This is a genomic window from Lactobacillus sp. CBA3605 (genome assembly GCF_002970915.1).
In the GTDB taxonomy this organism is placed as follows: domain Bacteria; phylum Bacillota; class Bacilli; order Lactobacillales; family Lactobacillaceae; genus Lactiplantibacillus.
Map to the genome: position 1 here is coordinate 366,726 of NZ_CP027190.1, position 15,468 is coordinate 382,193.

Consider the following 15,468-nt stretch of genomic DNA (forward strand, 5'->3'; position numbering starts at 1 on the left):
TTACACAACATGGATATCCGCGACTTATTACTAAAAGATGTCATGATCATGGACATGACTGCCACGACCAAAGACGAAGCCATTGACGAATTAGTTCATAAATACGCTGAACAAGGCGTCATCAATGACGAGGCACTGTATAAAAAAGACATTATTAAACGTGAAGCTGAATCAACTACTGGGATTGGCGATGGCATTGCGATGCCCCACGCCAAAGATAAGGCCGTTCAACGAGCAACTGTCTTGTTTGCCAAGAGTGACGCCGGTGTTGACTTTAATGCTTTAGATGGTCAACCCGTCCACTTATTCTTCATGATTGCTGCACCTGAAGGAGCTAACAACACTCATTTACAAGCTTTAGCCGCGCTCTCAAGCCTCTTGATTGATCCTGAATTAGTCGCTAAATTGAAGCAAGCGCAAACGCCAGATGACGTTCAAACGTTATTCGGTGATGCCCAGGCTGCTAAGGAAGCCAAAGATGCTAAAGATGAAGCAGCCCGCGCTGAAAAAGCCGCCGCACCAGCCGCACCAACTAGTCACTACGTCGTTGGGGTCACCGCTTGTCCAACTGGGATTGCGCATACTTACATGGCTGAAGCAGCCCTAATTAAGCAAGCTGAAGCTATGGGCGTTGATATTAAAATTGAAACCAATGGTTCTGAAGGGGTAAAACATCTTTTAACCGCTGACGAAATCGCCAAAGCTGATGGCGTCGTCATTGCCGCCGATAAAAAAGTTGAAATGGCCCGTTTTGATGGCAAACATTTAGTTAACCGTCCAGTTACCGATGGGATTAAAGAGCCAGAAAAATTAATCAACGAAGCCATTAGTGGTAACGCCCCTGTCTATCATGCTGATGGTAGTGATGTTGCCGCTGATACAACTGGCAATGCTGGTAGCGGTGTTTGGAATGAAATCTACAAGAACTTAATGAATGGGATTTCACATATGTTGCCATTCGTCGTTGGTGGTGGGATCTTAATGGCCCTCTCCTTCGTCATTGAACAATTTGCTGGTGGTGACAAGAGCACGGCCTTTGTCTTCTTGAACCAAGCTGGGAATATGGCCTTTGCCTTTATGATTCCTGTATTAGCCGCCTTCATTGCCGAATCAATCGGTGATCGTCCAGCCTTAATGCCTGGGTTTGTTGGTGGGTTTATGGCAACCGTCTACACTGGCGCTTATGGTGGTGCTTACACAGCTTCCATCGTGGCCAATGCCAAGAGTCCAGCCGGCTTCTTAGGTGGGTTAGTCGCTGGGTTCTTAGCAGGTTACATTACCGTTTGGATGAAGAAAGCCACTAAGAATATTCCGGCTTCCTTAGACGGTATGAAACCAATGCTGATTTTCCCAATCTTGGGCTTACTATTAACTGCCCTCTTAATGTTCTTCATTGTTAACCCAATTTTCTCAGTCATTAACATCTGGATTACCAACTTCTTGGAATCTATGGGCACTGGGAATGCCATTCTCTTAGGAATTGTCCTCGGTGGGATGATGTCAATTGATATGGGTGGTCCTTTCAACAAGGCTGCTTACGTCTTTGCAACTGGGGCCTTTACCGCCACCAACGATGGTAACCTAATGGCTGCTGTTATGGCTGGTGGGATGGTCCCACCATTAGCAACTGCCATCGCCACTGCCTTTTGGCCAAAGAAGTTTACGGATGACGAGCGTAAAGCTGGGATTTCAAACTGGTTGCTTGGGATTTCCTTTATTACCGAAGGTGCTATCCCATTCGCCACTGCAGATCCATTGCATGTCATTGGTTCAAGTGTCGTCGGCGCTGCTATTGCCGGTGGTTTAACCCAACTATGGCAAGTTTCCGTTCCTGCTCCTCATGGTGGCCTCTGGGTCGCACTCTTAGCCACCAACATTTGGGGCTACGTTGCTGCTACTGTGATTGGCGCTGTCATTGCTGGGGTAATTCTCGGTATTTGGAAGCCCGCTAAAAAAGCTTAATTCAAACAAAAAAAAGTGATTGCCGAAGATCTTTTGATTTTCAGCAATCACTTTTTTTGATTAACCGATGCTGCCTCAGGTGAGCATTTTTATTTTGCAGCACTAGTTTAATCCTGCAATCAAACGGTTATAATAAAGATATAAATTAATTTATCATTTGAAATGAGACGATACTTTTGAGAGTCAAAGCAACAGTCCTTGGTGGCCTGGTAATTGCCGCCCTACTCCTACTAACCGGCTGCCATCAAGCAGCTATCACAAGCATGCCAGCGGTCAATAAACCCACGCTCACCGCTATGGTGATTAGTGACGACCATGTGATTGCCCCCAGTCTGCATGATAACGGCGCAGCCTTCACATCCTATGCAGCCAGTGACGCAGGTGCTGATTTAAAATATAGTGCCACTATTTTTAAAGCGTTTATTGCGACTGCTTTAACCAAAAAACCAGATGTCGTTATTATCAGTGGCGATATTACCAACAACGGTGAAAAGGCCAGTCATGAATACGTGGCAAAACAACTTAAGCGGTTAACTCAGGCTCATATACGAGTCTATGTCGTCCCCGGCAATCATGACATTAATAATCCCCTAACTCGGCGTTTCAAGGGCAAGAAGCAAGCAGAAACAGTTGCCGTGAGTCCTAGTGACTTTAAACATATTTATAAAAACGATGGCTATCAGCAAGCCACCGAAACCGACAAAAATTCATTAAGTTATCTGGTTAAACCGAGCCAAAAAACTTGGTTTTTAATGCTTGACTCAGCCATTTATCGTAGTAATTACCAGCAAGGCAGCTCAACTGTTGGTGGCGGCTTTAATGCCGGTACCTTGGACTGGATTGCCAAAGTTGGTCGCACAGCTAAGAAACAGCATGCGACGTTAATTCCAGTCATGCACCACAACTTAATGAATCACACCGCTATTCACCAAGACTATACCATTGGGTACGCGGATGAAGTGCAACAAGTTTTCGCTAAAGCGGGTATTAAATTAGCATTAACTGGGCACTTACATGCGCAAAACATCAAACAAACGACAACTAACGGCCAATCGTTAACTGATATTGCTAGTGGCGCCCTTATTCTTGGCAGCCATTATTACGGGACGCTCAAGCTTAATCAAACGACTGGGACTGCCAGTTATCAAGCACAAGCCACCAATGTCGACAATTACATTCGAACTCATCAAGGCGCAGCGGCCGTTCAAACTTATCAAAAATACGACCATGACGTCTTATATGCGGCCGGCTATAACGCCGCCTTACAATCACTACTAGAAGACCCTGATCTTAAATACTCAACTAAGCAAACAAAAACGTTAGCAACAGGCATGGCCGCAGCTAACATTGCGGTCTTTCGTGGCACTGCTGTTCAAGCTAGTGCGAACATCACGGCCTGGGAACAGCTACCCAAGTCAACGCCACTACGCCAATTTGTATTGGCCACCCGCCATTTAAGTGGTAATCTCGCTTGGCACGGCCCCGTTCGGTAACTAAATTGGACGTCCACTAAAAAGCCAGGCACTGCAAGAATTCACAACTTCTTGCAGTGCCTGGTTTTCTTTTGGTCTACGGGCTAAGTAGCCCCTTTTTGATAATGTTTAGGTGTCACACCACCACCAGCTAATGAAAACTTAATGGTCTGTGCGACATTTTTTGCAACACCTAGCTTCTGAATTTCTTCCACGGGAGCGGCCGCAATCTTTCCCATTGAACCGAACTGACGTAACAGCTTGTTACGCGTTTTCGGACCTACTCCTGGAATTTCATCTAGGCGTGAGCTTAATGAATGTTTCGTATGCACTTGTCGATGGAACGCAATAGCAAAGCGATGGACTTCATCTTGAATTCGTTGTAGCAAGTAAAACCCCTGGCTCTTCGGATCAAGATTCAAATGAGCATCACCCGCGGAGGCTAATAAATCCGCCGTTTTATGATGATCATTTTTAACCATGGCCGCTACTGGCGTCGTTAGGCCTAATTCGTTTTCTAAGACGTCTTTAGCGGCATCCAACTGAATGTCCCCGCCATCCATTAGAATCAAATCTGGTAAAGCTGCGTGCTCTTTTAGTAACCGCGTATACCGACGCCGGATGACTTCCCGTGTCGATGCCGCTTCATCCGCATGATCGACCGTTCGTAATTTATATTTTCGATAAAGCTTTTTATTCGGTTGACCATCCGTGAAGACGACCATTGCTGAGACCAAATCCGTCCCTTGAATATGCGAGTGGTCAAATGCTTCAATCTTATGACCGGCTGGGATACCTAATGCATCCGTAATCTCTTGCATGGCACCCGTCGTTTTTTGCTCATCCAACTCTAACAGCCGGAACTTTTCTTCTAACACAATCCGGGCATTCTTTTCTGCTAAGTCAAGCAGGTCACGTTTCTGTCCACGTTGTGGCGTTCGCACTGGAATCCCTAGAATTTCGCTTAACACCGTCTTATCTAGCCCCGCTGGTACTAAGACCTCGCGTGGCAAAATATTATTTTTACGATTATAAAATTGTAAAATAAAACTTGTCATTTCTTCAGGCGCCGTCGAGACAATTGGAAACAAGCGTTTTTCCCGTTTCATTAACCGGGCTTGTCGAATGAAGAAAACTTGAATCGACAACCAGCCTTTATCCAAATAAAAGTTAAATAAATCTCGGGGGGTATTGTCATTTGAAATAATTTTTTGTTTTTCAACGGTCATTTCAATATAAGTTAACTGATCCCTTAATTCAGCGGCCCGTTCAAATTCCAAAGCCGCTGCGGAACGCGTCATCCGTTTCGTTAATTGTTGTTTGACTGTCTCAACATGCCCATTTAAAAAGGACTTAATCCGTTTGATTTGGGCCGTATATTCAGCCTCCGGCACCGTCTTAAAGCACGCGCCCAAACATTGTCCCATATGATAATACAAACAAGGCCGATGTTGAAACCCATTGCAACGCCGTAGCGGATAAACCTTTTGAATAAAATTAACCGTTTCTTGAGCAGCGTAAACGTTCGGATATGGGCCAAAGTAATAACCACCGTCTTTACGCACATCACTCACAATCAGAATTTGTGGGTCACGTTCATTCGTGATTTTAATATACGGATAACCAGTGCCTTTTTTTAATTTGATATTAAAATACGGCTGGTGCTTTTGAATCAACGTGATTTCTAACAAAAAAGCTTCCTTGTCTGTTGAAGTCACGATAAACTCAAAATCGGCAATTTCAGAAACTAGGCGCGCGGTTTTACCGGTATGACTACTTTTAAAATACGACCGGACGCGATTCTTTAAATTCTTCGCTTTACCCACATAAATAATCTGACTATTTAGATTTTTCATCAAATAACAGCCTGGTAAATCAGGTAGTAAAGCAAGTTTATGTTCAATATGTGCCAATGCCATGACGCGCGCTCCTCTCATTAATTTAGCGATACTAGTATACCGCCTGACACTAGGTGTGACAAGCAATCTACTCGCTAAGCTACTTTTAATAAAAAAACGGGCCCGACTGGACTATTCCCCAATCGAACCCGTTTATCACTCATAGAATGCTACATTAAAATTTTTGATAGAAAATCTTGCGCCCGTTCCGTTTTAGGGTGAGCAAAGAAATCTTCTGGCGTGTTATTTTCTTGAATATAACCATCCGCCATAAACCAAATTCGGTCGCCAACTTCTTTTGCAAAGCCCATTTCGTGGGTGACAACAACCATCGTCATCCCATCTTTAGCCAACTCCTGCATGACATTCAAAACTTCACCGACCATCTCTGGATCTAAGGCCGAGGTAGGCTCATCGAATAACATCACTTTGGGATTCATGGCTAATGCGCGGGCAATTGCGACCCGTTGCGCTTGACCACCTGATAAGCTGGCAGGGAACGCATCCGCATGATCATCTAACCCCACACGTTCTAATAAAGAATGTGCCGTTTTAGTCGCAGTGGCGTCATCGGTGCCTTTGACTTTCATTGGTGCCAGCTTAATATTTTCCAAAACAGTCATGTTCGGGAATAAATTAAACCCCTGAAAGACCATGCCCATTTTTTCGCGTAACGCATTAACACTCTTTGTATCAAGCGTCGTTAAGTCTTGCCCTTCAAATGCCACTTTACCGCTAGTTGGGGTTTCAAGTAAATTCAAGCACCGTAAGAAGGTACTTTTCCCACCACCAGAAGGTCCGATAACGACAATCACCTGGCCGGCATCCACCTGTTCGGTAATATTTTTTAAGACTTCATTTTCACCAAAGCTTTTCGCCAAGGCTTCAACTTCAATAACTGGTTTAGGCATGTTGCATTCTCCTTTCGAAGTAGTTCAAGATCCGAGAGGCAGTGAAGGTCAAGATGAAGTATAAGACCATGATGACCACAATTGGTGCCACCCCACGATAAGTATCTGAACGGACGATATTACTTTGATAGATTAATTCGGTTACCCCAATAATTGACACGATTGAACTATCCTTAATTAAGGTAATAAATTCATTTCCTAAGGAAGGCCAAATGTTCTTCAAGGCTTGTGGCAAAATCACGTATCGCATGGTCCGACCGTTTGACATCCCTAAACTACGAGCGGCTTCGGTTTGACCAACATCCACGGAATTGATCCCACCCCGAATATATTCAGCCACATAAGCGCCAGAATTTAATGAAATCGCAATAATCCCCGATGTTAATGCCGGTAGATTGACGAATAACCCTAAGCCAAAGTATACAAACATCACTTGAACCATCATTGGCGTTCCTCGAATAAATTCGACGTAGGCCGTGGCAATCCACCGCAAGATTGTCTTGAAGACACCACCTTTGGCCATCCGTGCTAAGGCCAAGACAATCCCAATGATAAATCCGAAGAAGACAGAACAAACGGTAATAATTAACGTATATTCAATCCCCGTCAAGAAGGCTTGCCAGTAATGCCCCATTGAGGTATTAACTGTATTCGTTTTTAAGTATTTACCAGCAGTTGGCAAATACGTCTTTTTAACCAACTTTTCTTGCTTAATTTCAGCAACAGTCTGATTAACTTTGTTAACTAAGCTCGTAGATCCCTTCCGAAAGGCAATCGCTGAACTTGTTGCAGAAGAACTCATATTGAACTTACTAGGAATCGCCGCTAATTGTTTGTTGTTAGCAACGTAGGCTTCTGCGGACGGCTTTTCCATCGCAACACCATCAATTTTATGACTTTGTAAGGCTAGGATTAAGTCCGACTGCGACGTCATCCCTTTAACCTGGGTATTTTTAGTTTGCTTTTTAGCGGCATTATATTGGGTCGTCCCGGTTTGAGCGCCTAGCGTCCCCCCGTTAAATGAATCTTTGTTCTTATACTTGGCAGCATCCGTCTTGTTAATGACGATATCATAGCCACCTTGATAATAAGTATTTGTAAACGCGACATTTTTACGCCGGGCGGGCGTTGGGTTCATCCCAGAAATAATCATATCAACTTTACCCGTTTGGAGGGCAACTAATAGTGAATCAAATGACATTGACTTGATTTTCAGTTTCACACCTAAATCTTTAGCTACTTTTTGGCCAATCTGCACATCCATCCCGACGACTTTACTCTTACCATTGACCGTCGCTTGAAATTCATATGGTGGATAGTCTGGCGAAGTTCCCATGACTAGGACACCCTTTTTTTGAATATCTTGTAACGATGTATCAGCGGCATGTGCTGATTGCGTCCCTAATGGCATCACCAGCATGACTAACGCCGTTATAATTGCTAATAATAATCCAACTCTTTTTTTCATAAGCGTTCTCCTTGTTTTTGGTTTACAAGAACAAAGTATAAACGCATATGATTATTTATGCAAGTAATTTTGATTATTTCTTTATTTTATGCATAAAAGGACCATTTATACGATTTTTAATGTATATAAAGCGGATAACTGACAAACGCGGCAAAATTTGCTATGATTAGCCATAATTGAAAGGAATGATTGGATGAGTTTAAAAGTTCAGCGTCAAGACAACCTCGACAAATTATTCGATAAATTTGCGATTGGTCCCGATGACAAGGATAAATTAACGACTAAAGCGATTCAAACGACTATTGATGAACATGCCAAACGGCAAACGGTTGAACCTAAGCCTAAGGATCAAGCGACCAAAAAATAGGCTAACCTAAAAATGACAAGTTTGAGACTTTCGTCTTAAACTTGTCATTTTTTTAGTTTATGGGTAAATGAACAACCTCGCTGAATAGTGCCAGTTCAGCGAATTGCTTAGTCGCTTCTAAATATTGTGCATACTTCTGAGCTAAATCTGGCTGAACCGCATTAGTTCCCGGTGTAAAATGAATCGTTTCAGTGTGAGCTACCACGGCTGTTTCATAATACCATTTTTTAAATTGAAGATAAGCCAAAGTTTCCTGTAAATCTGAAATTTTGGTTTTCAAGGTCTGCTCATGCGTCGTCAATAAGGCATAACGTTCATCCAGCGTCTGATCACCAGCTAGGCGTAACTGCACAAAAGTTGCAATATCCGCAACTGACACCCCGGCATTTTTCAAACACATGATCGTTTGCATCAGATGCAGATCATTCGCAGTGAATTGTCGTCGTCCGGCGGTATCCCGTTTGACGAATGGGAGTAAACCAGCCTTATCATAATAACGAATGGTATCGACCGTCACCCCTAATTGTTTGGCAACTGTTCCAATGCCAACACTCGTTAAGCCTCACTCCTTTAATCAGGTTACTATAACATAACCAAGTAACAATTGGTGCCGTTTAATCCGACTTTTATCCCCAGCAGCTAACTGTAATCAAGCATTAGCTGCTGCGTTAACAAGCCCATCAAGCCAAGCCTGATGGCCATTAAGCATCAGGTTAGGCGTTTGTTTAGCCATGTCAGCGGCCGGCTGTCCAAGTTGTGATTCTTGGGTCAAAACCCGTACCCGGTTACCAGGCAACGCCTCGATTAAGAAGGCATGATAGACATCCAACGCCGTTTGGGCATCCCCATCTTGCCAACCATGCCAGCTAATGCGAGCCAATTGATTATCCTGTGGGCTCACTAATTCCATAACTTGCGCATCAATAGGGAAACCAAAAGTTTCAAAATGGAAGCGCTCACCCTGTTGCAAGTCCGTCGTACTTGAATCACTCAATACAATCTTTGCGGCATTTTCATAATACCCTTCCCACTTACTGGTATCCACTAAGTACACCCAAACTTGTTCAACTGTCAAACCAGCAACAATCACCTCATTCGACACAAAGTTATCGGTCGTGCCTGGTAAATATTTACTTGGCCAATTAATTGTATTCATCATAGTTATCGTCCTCCTTGACTTAGCTCATCATTTTTGATGATGGACTTAGCATACGACCTGGAGCTGACTTTAGGTCAAGGAGAAAGTTGCCATTAATCTTAATTATTTTCAGCCTGCTATATATTAATAGTTGCTGCATGGCGTACCGCAAAAAGCAGTGATTTTCATCACTGCCACTTAATCACTGATTCAAATTTTTAATTAGCAAATTTTAGTCCCAATTGTTTGCATCTTTTCGCGCCGTTCAGCTTCTGTTTCAGGGCTAACGTTCCGCCAGTCAACTACTGATAATGCACCATCTAACATCCCACTGTCATCTTTTAAGGCGAGCGCATTGTGCCAACGTGAGATGTTCAAACCATTACCAAGAAAGTCTTCATCAGCTGGTGCTGTTGCCATGTCATAGTCGGCATTATTTTCCAATGATATCGTATAATCTGGATCGGCCTGCTTTAAAATAACCAATTGGAACTTATTCCCAATCGCACAGCTACCACCCAAACTGGAGTATTTATTGGAACCATCATCAGTAGTCAGAATTACACGGCTCCCAGCTGGAATCTTATCTGCCAAATAGGCCTGTGCGTCATCTTTAATGTTAATCTTCATCGTCAACACCCTTTCAATTACAGCAATTTAGTTGTGCACAACTCTTCTACACTTAATAATATAACGCAGACCGGTTTAAATTGCAATCAAGATGCCTTTTATTCAAAGAAAGCCATGATTTCAACGCCTGAATGCGTCGAAATCATGACTAAATTAACTATTACGCCACTTACTTGGGTGCCTTACCATTAGGATATTTCTGATTAAGTTTGGCAATATTTTGTTGCGCAACGTCATCAAAAGGAATATCAGCCCACTCAGCAACTTGCGACAGATACCATAAAACATCGCCCATTTGCTTCGTTAACTGGTCTTTATTCAAGCTCTTACCATGAAACGTATATTTTTTAACTAAATCAACCACTTGACCAGTCTCAGAAGCTAAGCCTAACGATAAATTCGTTAAAACTTGTTCATTGCCGTAAAGTGTTCGATTTGCTAAAGCTTGATAGTCATTAAAGTCCAATCCTACTTGCCCCCTACTGTATGTGCTTCAATCCACTGCCAAACAGCGTCTTTACCATCCTTCGTCTTCGCAGAAAAGGCGATAAAGTCGTCCTTCGCTTGGAACCCTAACGTCTTTTTAATGAGACTCTCTTGCTTGTTCCACTTACCCCGCGGAATTTTATCGCTCTTAGTGGCAACCACTAGTATTGGCATCTTATAGTAGCCCATCCAGTCGTACATTGCCACATCATCTTTGGTCGGTGCATGGCGTGCATCTACCAAGATAATGACACCACGTAATGTCTCACGGTTAGTTAAATAAGTTTCAATCATTTGACCGAATCTTTCGCGGTCTTTTTTAGAAACTTTCGCATAGCCATAACCAGGAACATCAACAAAGTACAGTTGTTCTTCAATTTTGTAAAAATTAAGCGTCTGCGTCTTCCCCGGTTGCCCCGACGTCCGCGCATAGCTATTACGGTTGATCAACACATTGATCAATGATGATTTTCCGACATTGGAACGACCCGACAACGCAATTTCCGGATAGCCAGTCATCGGATATTGGCTGGGCGCGACCGCGCTCATGACAAGTTCTACGTTATGCACTTCCATCAAAATAGCTCCCTTACCAAATAGTCTTTTTCCATTCTAACACATTTCATCCGTCACATACGGCATTCAATCAAAACCGAAAAGGTCTTAAACAGCATTCAAGACCACGATGAACAAAGTCACCGCGGTCTTGAAATTAAATTAATTCACTTTAATTAATCCTGCTACTTAAGATGCCTTTTGATCGGCTAAAACCAATTCTGGTTCAGCGTGATTTTCAACTGTAGCCTCGTTAATAATCACTTTTTTAACGTCTTTGCGACTTGGAATATCAAACATAATATCCCGCATCGTATCTTCAATGATTGACCGTAGTCCCCGCGCACCCGTATTACGAGCTAGTGCTTCACGGGCAATGGCTTGTAGGGCTTCTGGCTTAAAGTCTAACTCAGCATCATCCAAGGCAATCAATCGTTGATACTGTTTAACTAAAGCATTCTTAGGTTCCGTTAAGATCCGGACCAAATCACTTTCAGTTAACCGTTCCAACGCCGTTAAAATTGGTAAGCGTCCAATAAATTCAGGAATTAACCCAAATTGTAATAGGTCTTCGGGAACAACTTGTTGCATCAAGCTCTTCGAGTCGTCCAAGATGGTATTCTTGCCATCAGTATCCGTGCCAAAACCAATTGTCTTATCACCTAGTCGCCGCTTAACAATGTCTTCAATCCCATCAAACGCGCCACCTACGATGAATAAGATGTTTGTCGTATCAATCTGAATGAACTCTTGTTGTGGGTGCTTACGTCCGCCCTGCGGTGGCACATTGGCAATGGTCCCTTCCAAGATCTTCAAAAGGGCTTGTTGAACCCCTTCACCGGAAACATCCCGCGTAATCGAAACATTCTCACTCTTCTTAGCAATCTTATCAATTTCATCAATATAGATAATACCTTTTTCAGCCCGTTCAACGTCATAATCGGCATTTTGCAACAGCTTCAAAAGAATATTTTCAACATCTTCCCCAACATAACCAGCTTCAGTTAAGGTCGTGGCATCCGCAATAGCGAATGGCACATCTAAAATTCGAGCTAGGCTTTGAGCTAAGAAGGTCTTACCAGAACCAGTGGGACCAACTAAACTAATATTACTTTTTTGTAATTCAGGACCATCATTATCTTCATCGTCACTCTCAGCCATTGCTTTAACCCGTTTATAATGGTTATAGACCGCTACTGAAAGTGTCCGCTTAGCTTCACTTTGACCGATGACGTATTGGTCTAAATCGTCAACAATTTCTTTAGGTGTTGGTGTATCTGTTAATTCGTGTGTGCGTTCTTCACTGAATTCTTCATCGATTATTTCCTTACATAAATCGATACATTCATTACAGATATAAACGCCGGGTCCGGCAACAATTTTTTTAACTTGATCTTGTGACTTGCCACAAAATGAGCAGTTAACTGGGCCATTTGTCTCGGTATTTTCAAACATTCATTCTCACCTCATCGATGTATTTACATAAGCTAATCATAACAGAAAATCCGGGTCAAAACCAGCTGCGACCCGGTCATCTACGCTCATTACTATAACATGCTCCCATGAAAACAAAAAATAATTTGTCTATTAAGTTTCAAAACCAACCAATTGATTTCCAACAAAGAAAAAGGCCTCGAAGGTTAACCCTTCAAGACCTCTCTCATTTTAGACCGATAAATGAATTAGTCTTTATCGTCCTTTTTTTCATCAGCTTTAGCAGTTTGCTTAGCAGAATCAGTAATCATATCAACCGCTTGGCGAATTGCGATGTCATGTGACAACATATCATCAGTTAAAGCGCCACGAACAGCACTTTCTTCCATGTTGTATTGACCAGCTAAATCTTTAACTTCAGCATCAATTTCATCCTTAGATGGTTTGATGGCTTCAGCTTCAACGATGGCTTCTAAGACTAAGTTTGTCTTAACCCGACGTTCAGCATCCGCAGCGAACTGTTGACGTAAGTCGTCTTCAGTTGTGCCAGTTAACTTATAATAAGTTTTAGCATCAATACCTTGTTGTTGCATGTTAGCCAAGTATTGATCCATTTGACGATGAATATCGTCTTCCTTCATCGCATCAGGAACGGCTTCAATTTCAGCATTGTCAACAGCTTGGTTTAAAGCTTCGTCTTCAATGGCATCATGAGCAGCCTTTTCTTTTTGATCTTTAAGGTCATCTTTAATCTTAGCTTTTAATTCTTCAAGCGTATCAACATCTTCGTCAACATCCTTGGCAAATTCGTCGTCTAAATCAGGGAGTTCCTTAGTTTTAACTTCATGAACGGTAACCTTAAAGACTGCTTCTTTATCTTGAAGATCTTCAGCTTGGTAATCTTTAGGGAAAGTTACTTTAACGTCTTTTTCATCGCCGGCTTTAACCCCAACTAATTGATCTTCAAAACCAGGGATGAATGAGTTAGAACCCAATTCAAGTGAATAGTTTTCTGATTCGCCGCCTTCAAAAGGTTCGCCATCAACGGAACCCTTGAAATCAATGACAACCGTGTCGCCATTTTCAGCTGGTTGGTCTTCTTTCAAAACTAATTCAGCTTGCTTTTCACGCCGTGATTCTAATTCAGCATCAACGTCCTTAGCATAAACGCGTGTGTTTTGACGCGTTACACTGAGTTCCTTGTAGTCGCCCAATTTAACATCAGGTTCAACCGTTACAACAGCCTTCAAAACCCAAGGCTTGCCTTTTTCCATGCTGTCAACATCAATCTTAGGTTGATCAACTGGTTCAATTTCAGTATCTTTAATGGCTTGTTCGTAAGCTTCAGGAAGCACAATGTTCAAAGCATCTTGATAAAGGGCTTCTTCACCATACATTTGATTGAAAATTTGACGTGGAACCTTACCCTTACGGAAACCAGGGACATTTAAGTTCTTCTTCGTGTTTTGGAAGGCTTTGTCGATTCCTTCTTTGATCTTGTCAGCACCAATTTCGAATGTTAATTCGCCTTGGTTGCCTGCTTTCTTTTCCCACTTTGCAGCCATTATATTTCCTCCGAAACATTAATATTTTCTACAATTCAAGTCAATTGCATACTTGTTAAGTTTAACCTATCAAATCCATAAAGTAAACCAAATCAGTTAAAAAAGCGCTAGATGTGGCCGCCTTATTTGCGATTTTCTTAAAAAAAGAGACTTGGAAGAATCTCCCAAGTCTCTCTTAGATGAATCAATGAAAATCAATTAGAGATTAGTCATCAATTTCAGAAACAACCCCGGCACCAACAGTATGGCCACCTTCACGAACAGTGAACTTAGTACCCTTTTCAATCGCAACAGGGGAAATTAATTCAACTGTAAATGTAACGTTGTCTCCAGGCATAACCATTTCAACGCCTTCTGGTAATTCGATAACACCAGTAACGTCAGTGGTATGGAAGTAGAATTGAGGACGATAGTTTGAGAAGAATGGCGTATGACGGCCTCCTTCTTCCTTGCTCAAGATATAAACTTCACCCTTGAAGTTTTTATGAGTTTGGATCGAACCTGGCTTAGCAAGAACTTGACCACGGACAACTTGTTCGCGGTTAACACCACGAAGCAAAGCACCAACGTTATCGCCGGCTTCACCAGTGTCAAGAGTCTTACGGAACATTTCAAGACCTGTAACAGTTGACTTGAGTGTTTCGTCATGCAAACCAACGATTTCAACTTCGTCACCGACTTTAACAGTCCCACGGTCAATACGACCAGAAGCAACTGTCCCACGACCAGTGATTGAGAAGACATCTTCAACAGGCATTAAGAAAGGCTTTTCAGTATCACGAACTGGAGTTGGGATGTATTCATCAACAACGTCCATTAAGTGTAAGATAACCTTCTTTTGTTCTTCGTCGCCTTCAAGCGCTTTAAGTGCTGAACCGCGAAGGACAGGAATATCGTCGCCAGGAAAATCGTATTCTGAAAGTAATTCACGTACTTCCATTTCGACCAAGTCAACTAATTCGTCATCATCAACAAGATCAGTCTTGTTCAAGAAGACAACGATGTAGTCAACACCAACTTGGCGAGCCAACAAGATGTGTTCACGCGTTTGTGGCATAGGACCATCAGTTGCGGCAACAACTAAGATAGCACCGTCCATTTGCGCAGCACCGGTGATCATGTTTTTAACATAATCAGCATGTCCTGGGGCATCGATATGAGCGTAATGACGCTTTTCTGTTTCGTATTCAACGTGAGCAGTATTGATTGTAATACCACGTTCACGTTCTTCGGGAGCAGCATCAATTGAGGCAAAATCTTGAGCTTGGGCTAAGCCCTTTTCAGATAATACCTTTGTGATAGCAGCTGTCAAAGTAGTCTTCCCATGGTCAACGTGGCCGATAGTACCAATGTTTACATGGGGTTTTGTTCTTTCATAATGTTCTTTTGCCATTAATGAAACCTCCTGTGATTTTCGCAAGAATGATGTCAGGCCAAATTAATGCCCCGACAATTCTTTAGTTAATATTATACTACATCCTAATGAAAAGGCCAAATCACTCGCCTATCACTAGGAATCCTTAAACATTATATATAGTACCATCTGGTTTGTAAACAGATATTATTCAAAAAGTTTAATTTT

General features: G+C 42.4%; 14 protein-coding genes. 3 read left to right on the forward strand and 11 right to left on the reverse strand.

Annotated elements, in window-relative coordinates:
- Window positions 1-9 precede the first annotated feature (9 nt).
- On the forward strand, window positions 10-1,962 hold the full coding sequence (locus C5Z25_RS01825) for a PTS fructose transporter subunit IIABC (RefSeq protein WP_105451094.1): 1,953 nt from the start codon (window positions 10-12) through the stop codon (window positions 1,960-1,962).
- 176 nt (window positions 1,963-2,138) lie between these two features.
- Window positions 2,139-3,455, forward strand: a complete 1,317-nt coding sequence (locus C5Z25_RS01830; protein WP_105451095.1) for a metallophosphoesterase family protein — start codon at window positions 2,139-2,141, stop codon at window positions 3,453-3,455.
- An 83-nt stretch (window positions 3,456-3,538) separates the two neighbouring features.
- Here C5Z25_RS01830 and uvrC read toward each other — a convergent pair whose 3' ends face one another.
- The 3 genes from uvrC to C5Z25_RS01845 form a co-directional block, all read right to left on the reverse strand.
- Window positions 3,539-5,353: an excinuclease ABC subunit UvrC gene (uvrC, locus tag C5Z25_RS01835; protein ID WP_105451096.1), complete on the reverse strand. Its 1,815-nt coding sequence runs from the start codon at window positions 5,351-5,353 to the stop codon at window positions 3,539-3,541.
- 149 nt (window positions 5,354-5,502) lie between these two features.
- On the reverse strand, window positions 5,503-6,243 hold the full coding sequence (locus tag C5Z25_RS01840; protein WP_105451097.1) for an amino acid ABC transporter ATP-binding protein: 741 nt from the start codon (window positions 6,241-6,243) through the stop codon (window positions 5,503-5,505).
- Entirely contained in the window at window positions 6,236-7,711 is a 1,476-nt protein-coding gene (locus C5Z25_RS01845) for an ABC transporter substrate-binding protein/permease (protein WP_105451098.1), read from the reverse strand. The genes C5Z25_RS01840 and C5Z25_RS01845 overlap by 8 nt, the downstream gene beginning before the upstream one ends.
- Window positions 7,712-7,904: 193 nt before the next feature.
- On the opposite strand from C5Z25_RS01845, the gene C5Z25_RS12565 reads away from it, so the two are divergent.
- Window positions 7,905-8,078, forward strand: coding sequence for an SPJ_0845 family protein (locus C5Z25_RS12565; RefSeq protein WP_199774925.1), 174 nt, complete (start codon window positions 7,905-7,907; stop codon window positions 8,076-8,078).
- A gap of 52 nt (window positions 8,079-8,130) precedes the next feature.
- Here the strand turns inward: C5Z25_RS12565 and C5Z25_RS01850 are convergent, their stop codons facing one another.
- The 8 genes from C5Z25_RS01850 to tuf all read right to left on the reverse strand — a co-directional run bounded on the left by C5Z25_RS01850 (window position 8,131) and on the right by tuf (window position 15,279).
- Complete coding sequence (locus C5Z25_RS01850; protein WP_234002767.1) at window positions 8,131-8,595, reverse strand: MerR family transcriptional regulator; 465 nt, start codon at window positions 8,593-8,595, stop codon at window positions 8,131-8,133.
- A gap of 132 nt (window positions 8,596-8,727) precedes the next feature.
- Window positions 8,728-9,234, reverse strand: coding sequence for an SRPBCC family protein (locus C5Z25_RS01855; RefSeq protein WP_105452826.1), 507 nt, complete (start codon window positions 9,232-9,234; stop codon window positions 8,728-8,730).
- Between the two features lie 204 nt (window positions 9,235-9,438).
- Window positions 9,439-9,846: an iron-sulfur cluster biosynthesis family protein gene (locus C5Z25_RS01860; RefSeq protein ID WP_105451100.1), complete on the reverse strand. Its 408-nt coding sequence runs from the start codon at window positions 9,844-9,846 to the stop codon at window positions 9,439-9,441.
- 169 nt (window positions 9,847-10,015) lie between these two features.
- Window positions 10,016-10,312 carry a nucleoside triphosphate pyrophosphohydrolase family protein gene (locus C5Z25_RS01865; RefSeq protein WP_105451101.1) on the reverse strand — a complete coding sequence of 99 codons (297 nt, stop codon included), beginning with the start codon at window positions 10,310-10,312 and terminating at the stop codon, window positions 10,016-10,018.
- 2 nt (window positions 10,313-10,314) lie between these two features.
- Complete coding sequence (gene yihA / locus C5Z25_RS01870) at window positions 10,315-10,908, reverse strand: ribosome biogenesis GTP-binding protein YihA/YsxC (protein WP_105448592.1); 594 nt, start codon at window positions 10,906-10,908, stop codon at window positions 10,315-10,317.
- Window positions 10,909-11,076: 168 nt separating this feature from the next.
- Window positions 11,077-12,342 carry an ATP-dependent Clp protease ATP-binding subunit ClpX gene (gene clpX, locus C5Z25_RS01875; RefSeq protein ID WP_105451102.1) on the reverse strand — a complete coding sequence of 422 codons (1,266 nt, stop codon included), beginning with the start codon at window positions 12,340-12,342 and terminating at the stop codon, window positions 11,077-11,079.
- A gap of 227 nt (window positions 12,343-12,569) precedes the next feature.
- The gene (tig, locus tag C5Z25_RS01880; protein ID WP_105451103.1) at window positions 12,570-13,886 is read right to left on the reverse strand and encodes a trigger factor; all 1,317 of its coding nucleotides are present in this window, start codon (window positions 13,884-13,886) and stop codon (window positions 12,570-12,572) included.
- Window positions 13,887-14,091: 205 nt separating this feature from the next.
- Window positions 14,092-15,279, reverse strand: coding sequence for an elongation factor Tu (tuf, locus tag C5Z25_RS01885; RefSeq protein WP_105448595.1), 1,188 nt, complete (start codon window positions 15,277-15,279; stop codon window positions 14,092-14,094).
- Window positions 15,280-15,468 lie beyond the last annotated feature (189 nt).

Bases quoted from the DNA above. Each gene is read 5' to 3' on its own strand.
- C5Z25_RS01855 (WP_105452826.1), bottom strand. From the start codon at position 9,234: ATGAATACAATTAATTGGCCAAGTAAATATTTACCAGGCACGACCGAT.
- C5Z25_RS01860 (WP_105451100.1), bottom strand. From the start codon at position 9,846: ATGAAGATTAACATTAAAGATGACGCACAGGCCTATTTGGCAGATAAG.
- tig (WP_105451103.1), bottom strand. From the start codon at position 13,886: ATGGCTGCAAAGTGGGAAAAGAAAGCAGGCAACCAAGGCGAATTAACA.
- C5Z25_RS01840 (WP_105451097.1), bottom strand. From the start codon at position 6,243: ATGCCTAAACCAGTTATTGAAGTTGAAGCCTTGGCGAAAAGCTTTGGT.
- yihA (WP_105448592.1), bottom strand. From the start codon at position 10,908: ATGGAAGTGCATAACGTAGAACTTGTCATGAGCGCGGTCGCGCCCAGC.
- C5Z25_RS12565 (WP_199774925.1), top strand. From the start codon at position 7,905: ATGAGTTTAAAAGTTCAGCGTCAAGACAACCTCGACAAATTATTCGAT.
- clpX (WP_105451102.1), bottom strand. From the start codon at position 12,342: ATGTTTGAAAATACCGAGACAAATGGCCCAGTTAACTGCTCATTTTGT.
- C5Z25_RS01825 (WP_105451094.1), top strand. From the start codon at position 10: ATGGATATCCGCGACTTATTACTAAAAGATGTCATGATCATGGACATG.
- uvrC (WP_105451096.1), bottom strand. From the start codon at position 5,353: ATGGCATTGGCACATATTGAACATAAACTTGCTTTACTACCTGATTTA.
- tuf (WP_105448595.1), bottom strand. From the start codon at position 15,279: ATGGCAAAAGAACATTATGAAAGAACAAAACCCCATGTAAACATTGGT.
- C5Z25_RS01845 (WP_105451098.1), bottom strand. From the start codon at position 7,711: ATGAAAAAAAGAGTTGGATTATTATTAGCAATTATAACGGCGTTAGTC.